This window comes from Pseudomonas sp. NPDC087029 (assembly GCF_044745345.1).
Lineage (GTDB): Bacteria > Pseudomonadota > Gammaproteobacteria > Pseudomonadales > Pseudomonadaceae > Aquipseudomonas > Aquipseudomonas faucium.
In genome coordinates, this window is sequence record NZ_JBIVAB010000001.1 from 451,791 (window position 1) to 471,989 (window position 20,199).

18 protein-coding genes are annotated in these 20,199 nt (G+C 63.7%); 7 read left to right on the forward strand and 11 right to left on the reverse strand.

The window, feature by feature from the left end:
- Positions 1 to 186: 186 nt before the first annotated feature.
- From ACIPG5_RS02015 to ACIPG5_RS02045, 7 genes are all read right to left on the reverse strand, one after another.
- A complete protein-coding gene (locus ACIPG5_RS02015) occupies positions 187 to 621 on the reverse strand; it encodes a GNAT family N-acetyltransferase (RefSeq protein WP_176517354.1) in 435 nt (144 codons plus the stop codon).
- Positions 614 to 1,780 (reverse strand): cupin domain-containing protein, encoded by a 1,167-nt coding sequence (locus tag ACIPG5_RS02020; RefSeq protein WP_176517353.1) that lies wholly within the window; start codon positions 1,778 to 1,780, stop codon positions 614 to 616. Before ACIPG5_RS02020 ends, ACIPG5_RS02015 begins: the two co-directional genes overlap by 8 nt.
- Positions 1,781 to 1,861: 81 nt before the next feature.
- Positions 1,862 to 3,232 (reverse strand): adenylosuccinate lyase, encoded by a 1,371-nt coding sequence (gene purB / locus ACIPG5_RS02025; protein ID WP_176517352.1) that lies wholly within the window; start codon positions 3,230 to 3,232, stop codon positions 1,862 to 1,864.
- A 190-nt stretch (positions 3,233 to 3,422) separates the two neighbouring features.
- A complete protein-coding gene (gene hflD, locus ACIPG5_RS02030) occupies positions 3,423 to 4,049 on the reverse strand; it encodes a high frequency lysogenization protein HflD (RefSeq protein ID WP_176517351.1) in 627 nt (208 codons plus the stop codon).
- A complete protein-coding gene (mnmA, locus tag ACIPG5_RS02035; protein WP_176517350.1) occupies positions 4,046 to 5,170 on the reverse strand; it encodes a tRNA 2-thiouridine(34) synthase MnmA in 1,125 nt (374 codons plus the stop codon). The genes hflD and mnmA overlap by 4 nt, the downstream gene beginning before the upstream one ends.
- A gap of 59 nt (positions 5,171 to 5,229) precedes the next feature.
- Positions 5,230 to 5,670: an NUDIX hydrolase gene (locus ACIPG5_RS02040; protein WP_176517349.1), complete on the reverse strand. Its 441-nt coding sequence runs from the start codon at positions 5,668 to 5,670 to the stop codon at positions 5,230 to 5,232.
- Between the two features lie 213 nt (positions 5,671 to 5,883).
- On the reverse strand, positions 5,884 to 8,109 hold the full coding sequence (locus ACIPG5_RS02045) for an NADP-dependent isocitrate dehydrogenase (protein ID WP_176515163.1): 2,226 nt from the start codon (positions 8,107 to 8,109) through the stop codon (positions 5,884 to 5,886).
- 466 nt (positions 8,110 to 8,575) lie between these two features.
- On the opposite strand from ACIPG5_RS02045, the gene icd reads away from it, so the two are divergent.
- Positions 8,576 to 9,832 (forward strand): NADP-dependent isocitrate dehydrogenase, encoded by a 1,257-nt coding sequence (icd, locus tag ACIPG5_RS02050; protein ID WP_176515161.1) that lies wholly within the window; start codon positions 8,576 to 8,578, stop codon positions 9,830 to 9,832.
- A gap of 67 nt (positions 9,833 to 9,899) precedes the next feature.
- Here icd and cspD read toward each other — a convergent pair whose 3' ends face one another.
- Positions 9,900 to 10,166, reverse strand: a complete 267-nt coding sequence (cspD, locus tag ACIPG5_RS02055; protein WP_176515160.1) for a cold shock domain-containing protein CspD — start codon at positions 10,164 to 10,166, stop codon at positions 9,900 to 9,902.
- 230 nt (positions 10,167 to 10,396) lie between these two features.
- Between cspD and clpS the strand changes: the two genes are divergently transcribed.
- Both clpS and clpA read left to right on the forward strand, forming a co-directional pair.
- A complete protein-coding gene (gene clpS / locus ACIPG5_RS02060) occupies positions 10,397 to 10,759 on the forward strand; it encodes an ATP-dependent Clp protease adapter ClpS (RefSeq protein ID WP_016488124.1) in 363 nt (120 codons plus the stop codon).
- 30 nt (positions 10,760 to 10,789) lie between these two features.
- Positions 10,790 to 13,060 (forward strand): ATP-dependent Clp protease ATP-binding subunit ClpA, encoded by a 2,271-nt coding sequence (gene clpA, locus ACIPG5_RS02065; protein ID WP_176515158.1) that lies wholly within the window; start codon positions 10,790 to 10,792, stop codon positions 13,058 to 13,060.
- 149 nt (positions 13,061 to 13,209) lie between these two features.
- On the opposite strand, the gene infA is transcribed toward clpA, so the two are convergent.
- The 3 genes from infA to aat all read right to left on the reverse strand — a co-directional run bounded on the left by infA (position 13,210) and on the right by aat (position 14,975).
- Positions 13,210 to 13,428, reverse strand: a complete 219-nt coding sequence (infA, locus tag ACIPG5_RS02070) for a translation initiation factor IF-1 (protein ID WP_002553999.1) — start codon at positions 13,426 to 13,428, stop codon at positions 13,210 to 13,212.
- A 102-nt stretch (positions 13,429 to 13,530) separates the two neighbouring features.
- Entirely contained in the window at positions 13,531 to 14,238 is a 708-nt protein-coding gene (locus ACIPG5_RS02075; protein WP_008097741.1) for an arginyltransferase, read from the reverse strand.
- A 56-nt stretch (positions 14,239 to 14,294) separates the two neighbouring features.
- Positions 14,295 to 14,975, reverse strand: coding sequence for a leucyl/phenylalanyl-tRNA--protein transferase (gene aat, locus ACIPG5_RS02080; protein WP_176515156.1), 681 nt, complete (start codon positions 14,973 to 14,975; stop codon positions 14,295 to 14,297).
- Between the two features lie 355 nt (positions 14,976 to 15,330).
- Here aat and ACIPG5_RS02085 point away from each other — a divergent pair, with 355 nt between their 5' ends.
- The 4 genes from ACIPG5_RS02085 (at position 15,331) to crcB (ending at position 20,179) form a co-directional block, all read left to right on the forward strand.
- Positions 15,331 to 17,784 (forward strand): DNA translocase FtsK, encoded by a 2,454-nt coding sequence (locus ACIPG5_RS02085; RefSeq protein ID WP_401373079.1) that lies wholly within the window; start codon positions 15,331 to 15,333, stop codon positions 17,782 to 17,784.
- 62 nt (positions 17,785 to 17,846) lie between these two features.
- Entirely contained in the window at positions 17,847 to 18,470 is a 624-nt protein-coding gene (lolA, locus tag ACIPG5_RS02090) for an outer membrane lipoprotein chaperone LolA (RefSeq protein ID WP_176515152.1), read from the forward strand.
- Between the two features lie 12 nt (positions 18,471 to 18,482).
- Positions 18,483 to 19,808 (forward strand): replication-associated recombination protein A, encoded by a 1,326-nt coding sequence (locus tag ACIPG5_RS02095; protein ID WP_176515150.1) that lies wholly within the window; start codon positions 18,483 to 18,485, stop codon positions 19,806 to 19,808.
- Positions 19,805 to 20,179: a fluoride efflux transporter CrcB gene (crcB, locus tag ACIPG5_RS02100; protein WP_176515148.1), complete on the forward strand. Its 375-nt coding sequence runs from the start codon at positions 19,805 to 19,807 to the stop codon at positions 20,177 to 20,179. The genes ACIPG5_RS02095 and crcB overlap by 4 nt, the downstream gene beginning before the upstream one ends.
- The last annotated feature ends 20 nt before the right edge of the window (positions 20,180 to 20,199 follow it).

Genomic DNA, 20,199 nt, shown 5'->3' on the forward strand with positions numbered 1-20,199 from the left:
AGTTTTATCTGGATGGATGTACAGGTTGCTGGGTCATGTGCCGGATTGGCGCAGTTCCTGTAGGAGCGGCCTTGCGTCGCGAAAGGGCCGCAAAGCGGCCCCGGCGGTTTTTGCTGCGAAGCTGAAAACCTGGGGCTGCTTCGCAACCCTTTCGCGACGCAAGGCCGCTCCTACAGGGGGCGTGAATCAAGCGGTCTCGCGGGAGTCGCGGACCATGTCCACATGCGGGATGCCGGCTTCGAGGAACTCTTCGCTGACTACGCGAAAGCCCAGGCGCTCGTAGAACGGCGTGGCATGCACCTGGGCGCTGAGCATCTGCTGCTTGAGGTCGCGGTTCTGCGCCTCGACGATCACCGCCTTGACCAGCGTGTCGCCGACCTTCAACCCGCGCCAATCCTTGAGCACCGAGATGCGGCCGATGGTGCCGTCGGCCAGCAGGCGCGCGGTGCCGATCGGGTAGTCACCTTCCAGGGCCAGGAAGTGCAGGGCGTCCTGGTCTTCGGAGTCGAACTCAAGCTCCGGCGGAATGTGCTGTTCGGCGACGAACACGGCTTCGCGAATGCGGCGGATGTCCGCGTTGTCTTTCTGCCAGTCGGCGAGGCGCACACGAATCTTATTCATTGGCGAATCCCAGGCTTCCTTGTTTGATCAGTTGCTGTACCAGCATAAGGCCATCTTCATCCTGCAACCATTCACCGAGGTTGTCGATGTGCAGGGCGTCGGCGGCACACACCAGTTTCAGCAGTTCGCGCAGCTTGGCAGGCAGCGGGCAGCTGCGGCCGCTGGCGAACAGCATCAGGTCGTCGTTGAGCTCGGACCAGGCCATGCGTGCGCTTGGGTTGCGGATCAGGATCGCGCCATCTTCGAGGGCCTCGACCAGCTCTTCCTCGCTCAGCTCTTCGCCGACCACCTGCTCCGGGTAGCGTGGCTCGGTCATGAACTGGCCGAACCAGGTCAGCAGCAGGTCCTTGTCGTTCATGTGCTTGTCGAGCAGCGCCTTGAGGCGGTCGAGGGCGTCGTGCTGGATCTGGTGCGGGTCGCTGACCGGCTGCGCGTCGGCATCGCTGTAACGCTCTTCGTCGGGCAGGAACTGGCCGAGGAAGTCGGTGAAGTGGGTCAGCACTTCGGCGGCGCTTGGCGCGCGGAAGCCGACCGAGTAGGTCAGGCAATCGTCCACGGCCACGCCGTAGTGGGCCAGGCGCGGCGGCAGGTAGAGCATGTCGCCGGGCTCCAGGGTCCATTCGCCGCTCTGTTCGAATTCGGCGAGGATGCGCAGGTCGGCGTGGGGCAGCAGCGGGCTGTCGCTGTTGCACATCTGGCCGACTTTCCAGTTGCGCTGGCCGTGGCCTTGCAGCAGGAACACGTCGTAGTTGTCGAAGTGCGGGCCGACGCTGCCACCGGGGGCGGCGAAGCTGATCATCACGTCATCGATACGCCAGCTTGGCAGGAAGCGGAACTGCTCGAGCAGCTCGGCCACTTCCGGCACGAACTGGTCGACGGCCTGCACCAGCAGGGTCCAGTCCTTTTCCGGCAGCTCGGCGAAGGTCTCTTCGTTGAACGGGCCGCGGCGCAGTTCCCACGGGTGGGCGCCGTGCTCGAGCACGATGCGCGACTCGACTTCCTCTTCCAGGGCCAGGCCGGCCAGCTCGTCGGGGTCGATCGGGCTTTCGAAGTCCGGGAAGGCCTGGCGCACCAGCAGGGGCTTTTTCTGCCAGTAGTCGCGCATGAATTCGCGGGCCGAGATGCCGCCGAGCAGCTGCAGTGGAGTATCAGGATTCATGTTCAACCTATTGAAAAAACGTAATTTTCGTCCGGGAATAAAAACGCCCGGCTAGGCCGGGCGTTGAACGCGACGGTCAGCTTAGATGCGTTTTGCCTGGGCTGCCGCGTTACCGATGTAGGTAGCGGGGGTCAGCAGCTTCAGTTCGGCCTTGGCGTCGGCTGGCATGTCCAGGCCGTCGATGAAGGTCAGCAGCGCTTCAGGGGTGATGCCCTTGCCACGGGTCAGCTCCTTGAGCTTCTCGTAGGGGTTCTCGATGTTGAAGCGGCGCATCACGGTCTGGATCGGCTCGGCGAGGACTTCCCAGCAGGCGTCCAGGTCGGCGGCGATGCGTGCGGCGTTGACTTCCAGCTTGCCGATGCCCTTGAGGCTGGCTTCGTAGGCGATGACGCTGTGGGCGAAGCCCACGCCCAGGTTGCGCAGCACGGTGGAGTCGGTCAGGTCACGCTGCCAGCGCGAGATCGGCAGCTTGCTGGCCAGGTGCTGGAACAGCGCGTTGGCGATGCCCAGGTTGCCTTCGGAGTTCTCGAAGTCGATCGGGTTGACCTTGTGCGGCATGGTCGAGGAGCCGATTTCGCCGGCCACGGTCTTCTGCTTGAAGTAGCCCAGCGAGATGTAGCCCCAGACGTCGCGGTCGAAGTCGATGAGGATGGTGTTGAAGCGGGCGATCGCGTCGAACAGCTCGGCGATGTAGTCGTGCGGCTCGATCTGGGTGGTGTAGGGGTTGAACACCAGGCCCAGCTCGTCTTCGATGAAGGCGCGGGCGTTGGCTTCCCAGTCGATCTGCGAGTAGGCCGACAGGTGGGCGTTGTAGTTGCCCACGGCGCCGTTGATCTTGCCCAGCAGCGGCACGGCGGCAACCTGGGCGATCTGGCGCTCCAGGCGGTACACGACGTTGGCCAGCTCTTTGCCCAGGGTGGTCGGCGAGGCCGGCTGGCCGTGGGTGCGCGAGAGCATCGGCACGTCGGCGTGGGCGTGGGCCAGGGCGCGGATGGCCTCGGCGATCTGGCGCATCAGCGGCAGCAGCACGTCGTCACGGCCAGCGCGCAGCATCAGGGCGTGGGACAGGTTGTTGATGTCCTCGCTGGTGCAGGCGAAGTGGATGAATTCGCTGACCTTGGCCAGCTCAGGCAGCTGGGCGGCCTGCTCCTTGAGGAGGTATTCGATCGCCTTGACGTCGTGGTTGGTGGTGCGCTCGATTTCTTTCACGCGTTCGGCGTGCTCGAGCTTGAAGTCGGTGGCCAGGCTGTCCAGCACGGCGTTGGCTTCGGCGGAAAACGCCGGCACTTCGCCGATCTGTGGGTGAGCGGCCAGGCGCTGCAGCCAGCGCACTTCGACCAGGGCGCGGAAACGGATCAGGCCGAATTCGCTGAAGATGGGGCGCAAGGCCTGGGTTTTGCCGGCGTAACGGCCGTCTACAGGGGAAACCGCAGTGAGCGAAGAAAGCTGCATGGGGTGTTCTCGGACAGTCAGGCTTTTGGAAGGGCGCATATCATACATGAAAAATGCCTGTAGGAGCGGCCTTGCGTCGCGAAAGGGCCGCGCAGCGGCCCCGGCAATTAGGGTGCTTGCAAAGGCCTTGGGGCCGCGTTGCGGCCCTTTCGCGGCACAAGGCCGCTCCTACAAAGGTTGTGCGCATTTCTCAGGAAGCGTTGCGCATCATGTCGTACAGTTCGTTGAGCAGCTTGCGCCGGCTGAATACCAGCTGCCAGCGGTGCCCGCCCAGCTGGCGCCACAGGCGCGCGGCGCGGATGCCGGCGAGCAGCAGGGCGCGGATCTTCGAGGCGTTGCTGGCCTGCTGCAGGAAGCGCATGTCGCCATGCACCTGGATGCGCTGGCGCAGGGTGCTCAGGGTGTCCTGGTACAAGGCTCCACTGGAAGCGATGACGTTTTCGTGAACCAGGCCGAAATGCTCGGCCTGCGACTGGATCTGCGGCAGGCGGTTGCCGATGGTCTCGAGCAGGTCGCCGCGCTTGTTCAGCTGGCGCTCCAGGCCCAGCATCGACAGGGCATAGCGCAGGGGCTCGCGCTGCAGGCTGTTGGGGTCGCGCTCCAGGGCACCGACCAGCGCCCGGTAGCCGTCGCGCAGGTTGAGGTCGTCGCCACCGAACACCTCCAGGGTGTCCTTGGGGTCGCGCACCAGAAGGCTGCCCAGCATGCAGCCGATATTGGCCTCGCTGGCCTGGCCGGTGCGGGCGATGCGATCGACCAGCACGGCGGCCTGGAATACACCACCCAACGCTACCAATTGCTCGCGCAGGTCGCTCATGCGCGCGGGCTCCACGGCTCGGCGCTTTCGATCACGCCGCCGCCCAGGCACACCTCGCCGTCGTAGAACACCACCGACTGGCCGGGGGTGACCGCGCGCTGCGGCTCGTCGAACACGGCGCGGTAGCCGCTTTCGGTCAGCTCCAGCGTGCATTGCTGGTCGCTCTGGCGGTAGCGCACCTTGGCGGTGAGGCGGCGCGGGCTGCTCAGGTCGATCGGGTTGACCCAGAAGATCTGCGAGGCGAGCAGGGCGCGGGAGAACAGCCACGGGTGTTCGTTGCCCTGGCCGACCACCAGCACATTGCGCACCAGGTCCTTGTGCAGCACGTACCACGGCTCGTCGCCGGCGTCCTTCAGGCCGCCGATGCCCAAGCCCTGGCGCTGGCCGATGGTGTGGTACATCAGGCCGTGGTGGCGGCCGATCACTTCACCTTCGGTGGTTTCGATGTTGCCTGGTTGCGCGGGCAGGTACTGCTTGAGGAAGTCGCTGAAGCGGCGCTCGCCAATGAAGCAGATGCCGGTGGAGTCTTTCTTCTTGGCGGTGGCCAGGCCGTGTTTCTCGGCGATGGCACGTACTTCGGGCTTTTCCAGCTCGCCCACGGGGAACAGCGTGCGGGCGATTTCCTTGCCGCCGACGGCGTGCAGGAAGTAGCTCTGGTCCTTGTTCGGGTCCAGGCCCTTGAGCAGTTCGGTGAGCTCGCCGGTGTCGCGGCGGCGCACGTAGTGGCCGGTGGCGATCAGGTCGGCGCCCAGCGACAGGGCGTAGTCGAGGAACGCCTTGAACTTGATTTCGCGATTGCAGAGGATGTCCGGGTTCGGCGTGCGGCCGGCCTTGTATTCCTCGAGGAAGTGCTCGAACACGTTGTCCCAGTACTCGGCGGCGAAGTTGGCGGTGTGCAGCTTGATGCCGATGCGGTCGCACACGGCCTGGGCGTCGGCCAGGTCTTCACGGGCGGTGCAGTATTCGGTGCCGTCGTCCTCTTCCCAGTTCTTCATGAACAGCCCTTCCACCTGGTAGCCCTGCTCCATGAGCAGAAGGGCGGAGACGGAAGAGTCCACGCCGCCGGACATGCCGACGATGACGCGGGTCTTGGCGGGGTCTTTGAGTGCTGGGCTGGTCATGGCTACCGATGTGTATCAAGGGGGAAAAACGTCGATTCTATCAAACCCGGCGCGGCGCGTCAGTCGCGCAGCAGGGCAAGGCTGTGCAGCGGGCCCTGCAGGTAGTCGTCCAGGCAGCGTGGCACCAGCTCGCTGCGCCAGCGGCTGGGGTCGGCCAGCAGTTCTTCGCGGCTGAGCCAGACGGCGCGGACGATGTCGCTGTCCAGTGCCAGGTCGGCGTGGTGGCGCACGGGGCGGGCGGCGAAGCAGATGCGCTGGTAGGTCACGCCATTGCTTGGGGCGGTGTACAGGTAGATGCCGACCACGCCGGTGAGCTCGACTTCCCAGGCGGTTTCCTCGAGGGTTTCGCGCAGGGCGGCCTGGGGCAGGGTCTCGAAGGGTTCGAGGTGGCCGGCGGGCTGGTTGAAGACGTGCTGGCCGGCCTTGAATTCTTCGACGAAGAGGAACTTGCCTTCGTGCTCGACGATGGTGGCGACGGTGATGTGGGGTTGCCAGGTCATGAGCATTTCCTATGGTTGGCGCGGCCCCTGTAGGAGCGGCCTTGCGTCGCGAAAGGGCCGCAAAGCGGCCCCAGGTTATCAGCTTCGCAGCAAAAACCGCCGGGGCCGCTTCGCAGCCCTTTCGCGACGCAAGGCCGCTCCTACAAGGGGCGCTTTCAGAAAGCACAAACCCCGGTGCGTGGCCGGGGTTTGTGCTGTTACTTCAAGCGAACCTTACAGGGCGGCAATGGCGCTGTTCAGGGTCTGGCTTGGGCGCATCACCTTGGCGGTCAGCTCGGCATCCGGGGCGTAGTAGCCGCCGATGTCGGCTGGCTTGCCCTGGACGGCGTTGAGCTCGGCAACGATGGTCGCCTCGTTCTCTGCCAGGGTCTTGGCCAGCGGTGCGAAGCGCGCCTGCAGGGCGGCGTCGTCGCTCTGGGCAGCCAGGGCCTGGGCCCAGTACAGGGTCAGGTAGAAGTGGCTGCCGCGGTTGTCGATACCACCGACTTTGCGCGAAGGCGACTTGTTGGTGTCGAGGAACTTGCCGGTCGCCTGGTCCAGGGTGTTGGCCAGGACCTTGGCGCGTGGGTTGTCGTAGGTGTTGCCCAGGTGCTCCAGGGAAGCGGCCAGGGCCAGGAATTCACCCAGCGAGTCCCAACGCAGGAAGTTCTCTTCCACCAGCTGCTGCACGTGCTTGGGTGCCGAACCGCCGGCGCCGGTTTCGAACAGGCCACCGCCGTTCATCAGCGGCACGATCGACAGCATCTTGGCGCTGGTGCCCAGCTCCATGATCGGGAACAGGTCGGTCAGGTAGTCGCGCAGCACGTTGCCGGTCACCGAGATGGTGTCCTTGCCTTCGCGGATGCGGGCCAGGGAGAACTTGATGGCGTCGACCGGCGCCAGGACACGGATGTCCAGGCCAGCGGTGTCGTGATCCTTCAGGTAGGTCTGCACCTTCTCGATCATCACGCCGTCGTGGGCGCGGGCCGGGTCCAGCCAGAACACCGCAGGGGTGTTGCTCAGGCGGGCACGGTTGACGGCCAGCTTGACCCAGTCCTGGATCGGCGCGTCCTTGGTCTGGCACATGCGGAAGATGTCACCGGCTTCGACGTTCTGCTCCAGAACGACCTTGCCCTTGCCATCGACCACGCGCACGACGCCGTCGGCCTTGACCTGGAAGGTCTTGTCGTGGGAGCCGTACTCTTCGGCTTTCTGCGCCATCAGGCCAACGTTCGGCACGCTGCCCATGGTGGTCGGGTCGAAGGCGCCGTTGGCCTTGCAGTCTTCGATGGTGGCCTGGTAGATGCCGGCGTAGCAGCGGTCCGGGATGATCGCCTTGGCGTCCTGCAGTTCACCGGCGGTGTTCCACATCTTGCCCGAGTCGCGGATCATCGCTGGCATCGAGGCGTCGACGATGACGTCGCTCGGCACGTGCAGGTTGGTGATGCCCTTGTCGGAGTTGACCATGGCCAGGGCCGGACGCTCGGCGTACAGGGCCTGGATGTCGGCTTCGATTTCGGCCTGCTTGTCGGCTGGCAGGTCCTTGATGCGGGCGTACAGGTCGCCGATGCCGTTGTTGGCGTTGAAGCCGACTTCGGTCAGGGCGGCGGCGTGCTTGGCCAGTACTTCACCGTAGAAGGCTTCGACGATGACGCCGAACATGATCGGATCGGACACCTTCATCATGGTGGCTTTCAGGTGCACCGACAGCAGTACGCCGGAGGCCTTGGCATCGGCGATCTGCTCGGCGATGAAGGCTTTCAGGGCCTTGCGGCTCATGGTCGCGCAGTCGATGATCTCGGCGGCCTTGACGGCGGTCTTTTCCTTCAGGACGGTGGTGCTGCCGTCTTTGCCGACCAGCTCGATGCGCAGGCTGTCGTCAGCTTCGATCAGGGCGGCTTTTTCGCTGCCGTAGAAGTCGCCGCTGTTCATGTGGGAAACGTGCGACTTGGAGTCGGCGGCCCAGGCGCCCATCTTGTGCGGGTGCTTGCGTGCGTAGTTCTTGACCGACAGCGGGGCGCGGCGGTCGGAGTTGCCTTCGCGCAGTACCGGGTTCACGGCGCTGCCCTTGATGCGGTCGTAGCGTGCGCGCGATTCTTTCTCTTCGGCGCTGGCCGGCTCGTCGGCGTAGTCAGGGATGTTGTAGCCCTTGCCCTGCAGCTCCTTGATCGCCGCTTTCAATTGCGGGACCGAGGCCGAGATGTTCGGCAGCTTGATGATGTTGGCTTCGGGGGTGGTAGCCAGCTGGCCCAGTTCCGCCAGGTGATCGCCTACCTGCTTCTCGGCGCCCAGTTGCTCCGGGAATGCCGCGAGGATGCGGCCAGCCAGGGAGATGTCGCGGGTTTCTACGGCGATGTCAGCCGAAGCGGTGAAAGCTTCGATGATCGGCAGCAGCGAGTAGGTGGCGAGGGCGGGGGCTTCGTCGGTGAAGGTATAGATGATCTTGGAACGGGTGGGCATGCGGGTTAACTCTCTATGTGCTGAGCGTACTCGAGTCTCGTGGTGCGCAGGGTAGGCGCTTCGCCCAGGCGATGCCATAGGCGGAAAGTCGAGAGGCTGCGAGCGGTGATGGTGGATGCATCAGTCGAGCGTCAAGTGCTGAGCTGCGGTAACAGCCCAGGCTTCGTGGCCAGGCGTCGTGCCTGGCCGAGGGCGAGCCGCATTTTCCTGGGATTCGCCCCGATGACCCTTCGGTCGCGGCGCAGTATATCAAACCAATCGGGCTAATCAGCAAGGTGAAGTGGCATCGGCGCCATTTATAAGACCAAAGACGTAGGGGCAATGTGGTGGATTGCCGCAGGGCGGGCGCTGGCAAAGGGTGGGCGCAGCCGATGCAAGGTGCGCCGCTTGCAGGTCGGCGGATGTGGTTTAGGCTCAGTGGGATCGCATGATGTCCAATCACACCCGAAAGCGGAGTAGTGCAAGCATGGGATACCAGAAAATCAAGGTTCCGACCGACGGCGCCAAGATCACCGTCAATGCAGACCATTCGCTCAATGTGCCCGACAACCCCATCATTCCTTATATCGAAGGCGATGGGATTGGCGTCGATGTGTCGCCGGTGATGATCAAGGTGGTCGATGCGGCCGTGCACAAGGCCTACGGCGGCAAGCGCAAGATCCACTGGATGGAGGTGTATGCCGGGGAGAAGGCCACCCAGGTGTACGACCAGGACACCTGGCTGCCCCAGGAAACCCTGGATGCGGTGAAGGACTACGTGGTGTCGATCAAGGGGCCGCTGACCACGCCGGTGGGCGGTGGCATCCGTTCGCTCAACGTGGCCCTGCGCCAGCAGCTCGACCTGTATGTGTGCCTGCGCCCGGTGCTGTGGTTCAAGGGCGTGCCGAGCCCGGTCAAGAAGCCAGGCGATGTGGACATGGTGATCTTCCGCGAGAACTCCGAAGACATCTACGCCGGCATCGAGTGGAAAGCCGGCTCGCCCGAGGCGAACAAGGTGATCAAGTTCCTCAAGGAGGAAATGGGCGTCACCAAGATCCGCTTCGACCAGGACTGCGGCATCGGCGTCAAGCCGGTCTCGCGCGAGGGCACCAAGCGCCTGGTGCGCAAGGCCTTGCAATATGTGGTGGACAACGACCGTGAATCGCTGACCCTGGTGCACAAGGGCAACATCATGAAGTTCACCGAAGGTGCCTTCAAGGACTGGGGCTACGAGGTGGCTCGCGATGAATTCGGCGCCGAGCTGCTCGATGGCGGCCCGTGGATGAAGTTCAAGAACCCCAAGACCGGGCGCGAGGTCATCGTCAAGGATGCCATTGCCGACGCCATGCTCCAGCAGATCCTGCTGCGCCCGGCCGAGTACGATGTGATCGCCACGCTCAACCTCAACGGTGACTACCTGTCCGACGCCCTGGCGGCGGAAGTGGGCGGCATCGGTATCGCGCCGGGGGCCAACCTGTCCGACACCGTGGCCATGTTCGAGGCGACCCACGGCACCGCGCCCAAGTACGCCGGGCAGGACAAGGTGAACCCGGGCTCGGTGATTCTTTCGGCGGAAATGATGCTGCGGCACATGGGCTGGACCGAGGCGGCCGACCTGATCATCAAGGGCACCAATGGCGCGATCGGGGCCAAGACCGTGACCTACGACTTCGAGCGGCTGATGGAAGGGGCCAAGCTTGTGGGCAGCTCAGGCTTCGGCGACGAGATGATCAAGCACATGTGAGGCAAAGCAAAACCGGCCGTCTCGTGAAGAGGCGGCCGGTTTTTCGTGTACCGGCACAGAGCAGGGGTCAGGCTTTGGCGGTTTCGCTCTGGGGTTCGCCCTGGGCATTGGCGACCTCTGCAGCTGCCGCGGCGGCATCCTTGATTTCGACGGCGTGCAGGCCTTTGGGGCCCTGGACGATGTCGAACACTACGGCCTGGCCAGCCTTGAGGGTCTTGTATCCGTCCATGCGAATGGCCGAATAATGAGCGAAAAGGTCATCGGATTTACCTTCCTCGTTGATGAATCCGTAGCCCTTGGCATTGTTGAACCACTTGACTTTACCGCTTGCCATCCCTATGTCCCTCTGCAAAGGACTCCATCACTGGAGTATCATCCACTTCATCCGCATACGAACCATGCGAAAAATCTGGTTGACTGCGCGGATCTTTATCGACCACGGTGGGTTCTTATTGGTTGTAACACCGTTTTGCCGATAGTCAAGGTCGCCCGGCGCCAGCGCCGGCAGTGGCCTGTGCGGTCAACCCACAACCTTAACTTGTCGATCATGATGAAATTCTTTCCATGCATGCACCAAGCGAGATTCGACTAACATTCAATCAGGATCGCCCGCAAACGAACGAGGACGACGGCTCAGGTCTTGCGGTACAGGAAGCCAAGCCGATCCTGCAGGCGCCACCGATGTACAAGGTGGTTTTGTTCAACGATGACTACACGCCGATGGATTTCGTCGTCGAAGTGCTCGAAACGTTCTTTAGTTTGAACCGCGAGCTGGCGACCAAGATCATGCTGACCGTCCATACCGAAGGGCGGGCAGTGTGCGGATTGTTTACCCGTGACATCGCCGAAACAAAGGCCATGCAGGTCAACCAATACGCCAGGGAAAGCCAGCATCCGCTACTCTGTGAAATCGAGAAGGACGGTTAATCGCCGACCACTTGGGTATGAGGTGAAGCTATGTTAAACCGCGAGCTCGAAGTCACCCTCAATCTTGCCTTCAAGGAGGCTCGTTCGAAGCGTCATGAGTTCATGACCGTCGAGCATCTGCTGCTGGCACTCCTTGACAATGAGGCTGCCGCGACCGTTCTGCGCGCCTGTGGCGCCAATCTCGACAAACTCAAGCACGACCTGCAAGAGTTCATCGATTCCACCACACCCCTTATTCCCGTCAATGACGAAGACCGCGAAACCCAGCCGACCCTGGGCTTCCAGCGTGTGCTGCAGCGTGCCGTGTTCCACGTGCAAAGCTCCGGCAAGCGCGAAGTGACCGGCGCCAATGTGCTGGTGGCGATCTTCAGCGAACAGGAAAGCCAGGCCGTGTTCCTGCTCAAGCAGCAGAGCGTGGCCCGTATCGACGTGGTCAACTACATCGCCCATGGCATCTCCAAGGTGCCGGGCCATGGCCCGCACAGTGAAAACGACCAGGAAATGCAGGACGAGGACGGTGCTGAAACCTCCTCTTCGAGCAACCCCCTGGATGCCTATGCCAGCAATCTCAACGAGCTGGCCCGTGCCGGCCGGATCGACCCGCTGGTAGGCCGCGAGCAGGAGGTCGAGCGCGTTGCGCAGATCCTAGCCCGGCGGCGCAAGAACAACCCGCTGCTGGTGGGCGAGGCCGGTGTCGGCAAGACCGCCATCGCCGAAGGCCTGGCCAAGCGCATCGTCGATGGCCAGGTGCCCGACCTGCTGGCGCAGAGCGTGGTGTACTCGCTGGACCTTGGCGCACTGCTGGCCGGCACCAAGTACCGCGGCGACTTCGAAAAGCGCTTCAAGGCGCTGCTCGGTGAGCTGCGCAAGCGCCCGCAGGCGATTCTGTTCATCGACGAGATCCACACCATCATCGGTGCCGGTGCGGCCTCCGGTGGCGTGATGGATGCGTCCAACCTGCTCAAGCCGCTGCTGTCGTCCGGTGAGATCCGTTGCATCGGCTCGACCACCTTCCAGGAATTTCGCGGCATCTTCGAGAAAGACCGGGCCCTGGCGCGGCGTTTCCAGAAGGTCGATGTCAGCGAGCCATCGGTGGAAGACACCGTCGGCATCCTGCGCGGCCTGAAGGGGCGGTTCGAAAGCCACCACAACATCGAGTACAGCGACGAAGCGCTGCGTGCAGCGGCAGAGCTGGCCTCGCGCTACATCAATGATCGCCACATGCCGGACAAGGCCATCGACGTGATCGACGAGGCGGGTGCCTACCAGCGCCTGCAGCCTGAGGCCAACCGCGTCAAGCGTATCGAAGTGCCGCAGGTCGAGGACATCGTCGCCAAGATCGCGCGGATTCCGCCAAAGCACGTCACCAGTTCCGACAAGGAGCTGCTGCGTAACCTGGAGCGCGACCTGAAACTGACCGTGTTCGGCCAGGATGCTGCCATCGACTCGCTGGCCACGGCCATCAAGCTGTCGCGTGCCGGCCTCAAGGCGCCGGACAAACCGGTCGGCTCGTTCCTGTTCGCCGGCCCGACCGGCGTCGGCAAGACCGAGGCCGCGCGGCAGCTGGCCAAGGCCCTGGGGGTTGAGCTGGTGCGCTTCGACATGTCCGAGTACATGGAGCGGCACACCGTGTCGCGCCTGATCGGTGCGCCTCCAGGCTATGTCGGGTTCGACCAGGGGGGCCTGCTGACCGAGGCCATCACCAAGCAGCCGCATTGCGTGTTGCTGCTCGACGAAATCGAGAAGGCCCACCCGGAAGTCTTCAACCTGCTGCTGCAGGTGATGGACCACGGCACCCTGACCGACAACAACGGGCGCAAGGCCGACTTCCGTAACGTGATCCTGATCATGACCACCAACGCCGGGGCTGAAACCGCGGCACGGGCGTCGATCGGCTTTACCCATCAGGACCACGCGTCCGATGCAATGGAAGTCATTCGCAAGAGCTTCACGCCGGAGTTCCGTAACCGCCTGGACACCATCATCCAGTTCGGCCGCCTGAGCCACGAGACGATCAAGAGCATCGTCGACAAGTTCCTCATCGAACTGCAGGCCCAGCTGGAAGACAAGCGCGTGCTGCTGGAAGTCAGCGACGATGCTCGCGGCTGGCTGGCGGCGTCGGGCTACGATGTGCAGATGGGGGCGCGGCCGATGGCGCGGCTTATCCAGGACAAGATCAAGCGGCCATTGGCCGAGGAGATCCTGTTTGGCGAGCTGGCCGAGCATGGCGGTGTGGTGCACATCGACCTGCGCGATGGCGAACTGGTGTTCGATTTCGAGACCACGGCAGAAGTTGCGTGACAAGGGGCCGCTTTTGCGGCCCATCGCCGGCAAGCCGGCTCCCACGGCTGTAGGAGCCGGCTTGCCGGCGATGGGCTGCAAGGCAGCCCTCACAATGTTGAAGGCACAAAAAAGCCCGGCACTTGGCCGGGCTTTTTCATGGCTTAAGCTTAGCGCGCACGATAAGTAATGCGGCCCTTGCTCAGGTCATAAGGCGTCAGCTCGACGCGGACCTTGTCGCCAGTGAGAATGCGGATGTAGTTCTTGCGCATCTTTCCGGAGATGTGCGCGGTTACGACGTGCCCGTTTTCCAACTCCACGCGGAACATGGTGTTGGGCAGGGTGTCGACGACAGTACCTTCCATTTCGAAGCTGTCTTCTTTCGACATGCAGTTGAGCCCTCGGTATCCAGTGTTGGCCCGACGCATAACCGCACCGGGCAAAAAAGTGGCGTGGATTATGCCGGAAAAAGGTGTTTCAAGCCAATGCTTTCAATTGAGGGTGACCCAGCGCTGGTTGATCAGCAATTCGATGGGCCGGTACTGCGTCTTGTAGTTCATCTTCTTGCAGTTCTTGATCCAGTAACCAAGGTATACCGCCTCCAGATCCTGGCGCAGGGCCTCGGTGATCTGCCAGAGGATGGCAAAACGCCCCAGGCTGCGCCGTTCCTCGTCCGGCTCGTAGAAGGTGTACACCGCCGACAGGCCGTTGGGCAGCAGGTCGCACACCGCCACCGCCAGCAGGCGCCCGGCCAGGCGAAACTCGTAGAACCAGCAGAACGGCAGGTCGCGTACCAGGAAGGTGGAAAACTGATCGCGGCTGGGCGGGTACATGTCGCCATCGGCGTGGCGGGTCTCGATGTAGCGTCGGTACAGGTCGAAGTACTCTTCCTTGAAGGCCGGGCGCGCGGCAGTCACGGTCAGGTCGGCATTGCGCTTGAGTATGCGCCGTTGCTGGCGGTTGGGGATGAAGCGCGCCGCAGGGATGCGCGCCGGCACGCAGGCGTTGCAGTTCTGGCAATGCGGGCGGTACAGGTGGTCGCCACTGCGCCGAAAACCCATCTCCGACAGGTCGGCATACACATGCACGTCCATCGGCTGGCTGGGGTCGAGGAACAGGGTGGTGGCCTGCTCGTCCGGCAGGTAGCTGCAGGAGTGGGGTTGAGTGGCATAGAACTTCAAACGCGCCAACTCTGTCATGATCGACCCCTTCGGTGAGACTTTGCTTTAAGTGTAAGCCAGCTGGCAAAACTCGCCTAGGTCCGCCAACTGGCGCTGTTGGGCTGGTCGAGGTACTGCCCGAGGTACCCGGCAAAGTCTGCCCGGCTGATGGCGCGGGCGCCGAGGCTGTGCAGGTGGTTGGTCGGCATCTGGCAGTCGATCAGCACGAAGCCGGCCTCGCGCAGGTGCTCGACCAGGGTCACGAAACCGACCTTGGAGGCGTTGTCGGCGCGGCTGAACATCGACTCGCCGAAAAACAGCCGGCCCATGGCCAGGCCATACAGCCCGCCGACCAGCTCGCCGTCCTGGCGCACTTCCACCGAGTGGGCGATGCCGCGCCGGTGCAGCTCGCAGTAGGCATCGCGCATGGTGTCGGTGATCCAGGTGCCGTCGGCATAGTCGCGGGGTGCGGCGCAGGCGGCGATCACGGCAGGGAAGTCGGTGTCGAAGCTGACCTGGTAGCGGCCTTGGCGCATCAGCTTGGCCAGCGAGCGCGAAACGTGCAGTTCGTTCGGGAGCAGCACCGTGCGCGGGTCAGGCGACCACCAGAGGATCGGCTGGCCGTCCTGGTACCAGGGGAAGCAGCCATGGCGATAGGCCTGCACCAAGCGATCGGGGCTCAGGTCGCCACCGGCCGCCAGCAGCCCGTTGGGGTCGTGCAGGGCCTTTTCCAGGGGCGGGAAGGTCAGCGAGTCGCGGGTCAGCCAGGTGAGCATGGTCTATCGTGCGGTGGGGGAGGGGAGAGGCCAGCATGGCGCGGGTGCCAGGCAGGGTCAATCTCTTTGGCCCCATGGCTGGCCGCCATATAGGCAATTTCCTACACATTCATGCAGCCGCAGGCACCATCTGGCACATTTGCTGTCACACCTGTGCAAAAACACAGCATAAGCCTTTGTCACAAAAGAAAATGCATGCTCAAATTGCACCTACACGAAAGTCGCCCCCAGCCAAGCTCCATACGGCGTGCCGCCATAGCGGCCGGCGGGCAGTAATGTTAAAAGTAGGGGTTCATTGGCCAGACACCGGCCGATCACTACTGGACGCGCAGCACCGCGCAGGAATAGACGCGTTTTGAAGAAATCCACCGCAACTCCAGCTCCTTTGCCTGTGCCCCAGTGGCGGCAGCAGCTGCATTACCGCCTCAAGGAAGGTGCGTTGATCGCTGTCGGCGCACTGTGCCTGTACCTGTGGATGGCACTGCTGACCTACGACACCTCCGACCCAGGCTTCAGCCACACCAGCAACGTCGACCAGGTGCAGAACGCCGCCGGGCGCGCCGGTGCCTATTTCGCCGACATCCTGTTCATGGTGCTTGGCTACTTCGCCTACATATTCCCGCTGCTGCTGGCGATCAAGACCTGGCAGATCTTCCGCGAGCGTCACCAGCCCTGGCAGTGGAGCGGCTGGCTGTTCTCCTGGCGGCTGATTGGCCTGGTGTTCCTGGTGCTGTCCGGCGCCGCCCTGGCGCATATCCATTTCCACCCTGCAGCCAGCCTGCCGTTCTCCGCCGGCGGCGCCCTGGGCGAAAGCCTGGGCGACCTGGCGCGCAACCTGCTCAACGTGCAGGGCAGCACGCTGATGTTCATTGCCCTGTTCCTGTTCGGCCTGACCGTGTTCACCGACCTGTCCTGGTTCAAGGTGATGGACATGACCGGCAAGATCACCCTCGACCTGTTCGAGCTGGTGCAAGGCGCGGCCAACCGCTGGTGGGAAGCGCGCAACGAGCGCAAGCGCCTGGTGGCGCAGCTGCGTGAAGTGGACGAGCCGAACTTCGACGCAGCGCCCATGGCAGCCGAAAAGCGCGAACCGATCAAGCCGCAGCCGCGTGAGCGCGTTGTCGAGCGCGAAGAGCCGCCAGCCCGGGCGGTCGTGCAGCGTGAGCCCGTGGTGCCCCGCGAGACGGTAATCCCGCGCGAGCAGCCCGTGGCCGCCCCGGTGATCATGCCGCCTGCGGTGAAGGCGCCGGAGCCCAGCAAGCGGGTGATGAAAGAGAAGCAGGCGCCGTTGTTCATCGACAGCGCCGTGGAAGGCACCTTGCCGTCGATCTCGATCCTCGACCCGGCCGAAGAGAAGAAGATCGAGTACTCGCCAGAATCCCTGGCCGGCGTCGGCCAGTTGCTGGAAATCAAGCTCAAGGAATTCGGCGTGGAAGTCACGGTGGACTCCATCCACCCGGGCCCGGTGATCACCCGCTACGAGATCCAGCCGGCGGCCGGGGTCAAGGTCAGCCGTATCGCCAACCTGGCCAAGGACCTTGCGCGGTCGATTGCAGTGACCAGCGTGCGTGTGGTCGAAGTCATCCCCGGCAAGACCACCGTGGGTATCGAGATCCCCAACGAGAACCGCCAGATGGTGCGCTTCTCCGAAGTGCTGGCGACCCCGCAGTACGATGAGCAGAAGTCGCCTGTCACCCTGGCCCTGGGCCACGACATCGGCGGTAAGCCGGTGATCACCGACCTTGCCAAGATGCCGCACCTGCTGGTGGCCGGTACCACCGGTTCCGGTAAGTCGGTGGGCGTGAACGCGATGATCCTGTCGATCCTGTTCAAGTCCAGCCCGGAAGACGCGCGGCTGATCATGATCGACCCGAAGATGCTCGAGCTGTCGATCTACGAAGGTATCCCGCACCTGCTGTGCCCGGTGGTCACCGACATGAAGGACGCCGCCAACGCCCTGCGCTGGAGCGTGGCCGAGATGGAGCGGCGCTACAAGCTGATGGCCGCGATGGGCGTGCGCAACCTGGCCGGCTTCAACCGCAAGATCAAGGACGCCCAGGAAGCGGGCGAGGTCATCCACGACCCGCTGTACCGCCGCGAAAGCATGGACGACGAGCCGCCGGCGCTGAAGACCCTGCCGACCATCGTGGTGGTGGTCGACGAGTTCGCCGACATGATGATGATCGTCGGCAAGAAGGTCGAAGAGCTGATCGCGCGTATCGCGCAGAAGGCGCGGGCAGCCGGTATCCACCTGATCCTCGCCACCCAGCGCCCGTCGGTGGACGTGATCACCGGCCTGATCAAGGCCAACATCCCGACCCGCATGGCGTTCCAGGTGTCGAGCAAGATCGACTCGCGGACCATCATCGACCAGGGTGGTGCCGAGCAGTTGCTGGGCCACGGTGACATGCTCTACATGCCGCCGGGCACCAGCCTGCCGATCCGCGTGCACGGCGCGTTCGTCTCCGACGATGAAGTGCACCGCGTGGTGGAAGCCTGGAAGCTGCGTGGCGCACCGGACTACAACGACGACATCCTCAACGGCGTGGAAGAGGCCGGCAGCGGCTTCGAAGGCGGCGGCGGTGGTGGCGATGGCGAAGATTCGGAAAGCGACGCGCTGTATGATGAGGCCGTGCAGTTCGTGCTCGAAAGCCGCCGCGCCTCGATTTCGGCGGTGCAGCGCAAGCTGAAGATCGGCTACAACCGCGCCGCCCGCATGATCGAGGCGATGGAGATGGCCGGCGTGGTCACGCCAATGAACAGCAACGGCTCGCGAGAAGTGATCGCCCCAGGCGGCCCACGCGACTGATGAACACCTTGCCCGGCGCCAACGGTGGCGCCGGGCTCCTTCAATGCTCAATGAGGATTAACATGCGCGCGATTCGCATGCTGTTGGTTTCTGCCCTGACCCTGGCGTCTGTCTCGGCCCACGCCGCCGAACAGGACGTACAGCGCCTGACCCAGTTGCTGGAAAAGTCCCAGACCATCGAAGCCAATTTCTCCCAGCTGACCCTGGATGCCGGCGGCACCAGCCTGCAGGAAACGTCCGGCAAGATGACCGTCAAGCGCCCGGGCCTGTTCTACTGGCACACCAATGCGCCGCAGGAGCAGGTGGTGGTTTCCGACGGCAAGAACGTCACCCTGTGGGACCCGGACCTTGAGCAGGCGACCATCAAGAAGCTCGACGTGCGCCTGAACCAGACCCCGGCGCTGCTGCTCTCCGGCGACGTGTCGAAAATCAGCCAGAGCTTCGACATCACCTCCAAGGAGCAGGGCGAAGTGATGGACTTCACTCTCAAGCCGAAAACCAAGGACACCTTGTTCGACTCGCTGCGCGTGTCGTTCCGCAAGGGCCTGATCAACGACATGCAACTGGTCGACAGCGTCGGCCAGCGCACCAACATCCTGTTCAACGGGGTCAAGGCCAACCAGGCGGTGCCGGACAGCCAGTTCAAGTTCGACATCCCCAAAGGCGCTGACGTGATCAAGGAGTAAGCGGAGCTCGTCATGGACCTGTTTCGAAGCGAACCTGTTGCCCAGCCCCTGGCTGCCCGACTGCGCCCGTCCAACCTGGATGAGTACGTCGGCCAGGAGCACTTGCTGGCGCGCGGCAAACCGCTGCGCGAGGCGCTGGAGCAGGGTGCGCTGCACTCGATGATCTTCTGGGGCCCGCCGGGGGTGGGCAAGACCACCCTGGCGCGGCTGCTGGCACAGTTCTGCGATGCCCACTTCGAAACGGTGTCGGCGGTGCTGGCCGGGGTCAAGGAGATCCGCCAGGCGGTGGAGGTGGCCAAGCAGCAGGCCGCCCAGTACGGCCGGCGCACCATCCTGTTCGTCGACGAGGTGCACCGCTTCAACAAGTCGCAGCAGGATGCCTTCCTGCCGTTCGTGGAAGACGGCACGCTGATTTTCATCGGCGCCACCACTGAAAACCCGTCCTTCGAGCTGAACAACGCCTTGCTCTCGCGGGCCCGGGTATACGTGCTCAAGAGCCTCGACGAGCCTGCACTGCGCAAGCTGGTCGACCGGGCCCTCAGCGAAGAGCGGGGCCTGGGCAAGCGCAACCTGCGGGTCGGTGACGACGCCTTCAAGATGCTCATGGCCGCCGCCGACGGCGATGGCCGGCGCATGCTCAACTTCCTCGAGAACGCCTCCGACCTTGCCGAGGACGGTGGCGAGATCGCCGTCGAGCTGCTGCAGAGCCTGCTTGGCGACAGCCGTCGGCGCTTCGACAAGGGCGGCGAGGCCTTCTACGACCAGATTTCCGCGTTGCACAAATCGGTGCGCGGCTCCAACCCGGATGCTGCGCTGTACTGGTTCGCGCGCATGCTCGACGGCGGCTGCGACCCGCTGTACATCGCCCGCCGCGTGGTGCGCATGGCCAGCGAAGACATCGGCAACGCCGACCCGCGCGCCCTGAGCCTGTGCCTGGCGGCCTGGGACGTGCAGGAGCGCCTGGGCAGCCCCGAGGGCGAGCTGGCAGTGGCCCAGGCCATCACCTACATCGCCTGCGCACCGAAGAGCAACGCCGTGTACATGGGCTTCAAGACCGCCCTGCGCGAGGCCGCCGAGCATGGCTCGCTGGAAGTGCCGCTGCACCTGCGCAACGCACCGACCAAACTGATGAAGCAACTGGGCTACGGCGATGAATACCGCTACGCCCACGACGAGCCCGACGCCTACGCTGCCGGTGAAGACTACTTCCCCGACCAGCTCGAACCGCGCCCTTATTACCAGCCGGTGCCGCGCGGCCTGGAGCTGAAGATCGGCGAAAAGTTGCGCCACCTGCACGAACTCGACCGCAACAGCCCCCGCCAACGGAGAAAACCGTGATCGCACTCATCGCCGCCGTCAGCGCAGGTGGCATTGCCGGTACCTTGCTGCGTTTCGCCACCTCGAACTGGGTGGCGGCCAACTGGCCGCGGCACTTCTACCTCGGTACCCTGGCGGTCAACCTGGTCGGCTGCCTGCTGATCGGCCTGCTCTACGGCCTGTTCCTGCACAAACCAATGGCCCCGGTGGAGCTGCGCGCCGGCCTGATCGTCGGCTTCCTGGGCGGGCTGACGACCTTTTCCTCCTTTTCGCTCGATACCGTGCGCCTCATGGAAAGTGGGCAAGTGCCCCTGGCCGTGGGCTATACCGGTATTAGCGTGATGGGCGGGCTCCTGGCCACCTGGGCCGGCCTGTCCCTGACCCGACTCTGAACCAACCTCTATACATAACG

Coding starts and splice junctions, on each gene's coding strand:
- mnmA (WP_176517350.1), bottom strand. CDS start 5,170: ATGACCAGCCCAGCACTCAAAGACCCCGCCAAGACCCGCGTCATCGTC.
- purB (WP_176517352.1), bottom strand. CDS start 3,232: ATGCAGCTTTCTTCGCTCACTGCGGTTTCCCCTGTAGACGGCCGTTAC.
- ACIPG5_RS02075 (WP_008097741.1), bottom strand. CDS start 14,238: ATGACAGAGTTGGCGCGTTTGAAGTTCTATGCCACTCAACCCCACTCC.
- infA (WP_002553999.1), bottom strand. CDS start 13,428: ATGTCGAAAGAAGACAGCTTCGAAATGGAAGGTACTGTCGTCGACACC.
- ACIPG5_RS02045 (WP_176515163.1), bottom strand. CDS start 8,109: ATGCCCACCCGTTCCAAGATCATCTATACCTTCACCGACGAAGCCCCC.
- aat (WP_176515156.1), bottom strand. CDS start 14,975: ATGCTCACCTGGCTGACCCGCGACTCGCTGACCTTCCCGCCCCTGGAA.
- ACIPG5_RS02020 (WP_176517353.1), bottom strand. CDS start 1,780: ATGAATCCTGATACTCCACTGCAGCTGCTCGGCGGCATCTCGGCCCGC.
- hflD (WP_176517351.1), bottom strand. CDS start 4,049: ATGAGCGACCTGCGCGAGCAATTGGTAGCGTTGGGTGGTGTATTCCAG.
- ACIPG5_RS02015 (WP_176517354.1), bottom strand. CDS start 621: ATGAATAAGATTCGTGTGCGCCTCGCCGACTGGCAGAAAGACAACGCG.
- clpA (WP_176515158.1), top strand. CDS start 10,790: ATGTTAAACCGCGAGCTCGAAGTCACCCTCAATCTTGCCTTCAAGGAG.
- ACIPG5_RS02095 (WP_176515150.1), top strand. CDS start 18,483: ATGGACCTGTTTCGAAGCGAACCTGTTGCCCAGCCCCTGGCTGCCCGA.
- cspD (WP_176515160.1), bottom strand. CDS start 10,166: ATGGCAAGCGGTAAAGTCAAGTGGTTCAACAATGCCAAGGGCTACGGA.
- lolA (WP_176515152.1), top strand. CDS start 17,847: ATGCGCGCGATTCGCATGCTGTTGGTTTCTGCCCTGACCCTGGCGTCT.
- ACIPG5_RS02040 (WP_176517349.1), bottom strand. CDS start 5,670: ATGACCTGGCAACCCCACATCACCGTCGCCACCATCGTCGAGCACGAA.
- icd (WP_176515161.1), top strand. CDS start 8,576: ATGGGATACCAGAAAATCAAGGTTCCGACCGACGGCGCCAAGATCACC.
- clpS (WP_016488124.1), top strand. CDS start 10,397: ATGCATGCACCAAGCGAGATTCGACTAACATTCAATCAGGATCGCCCG.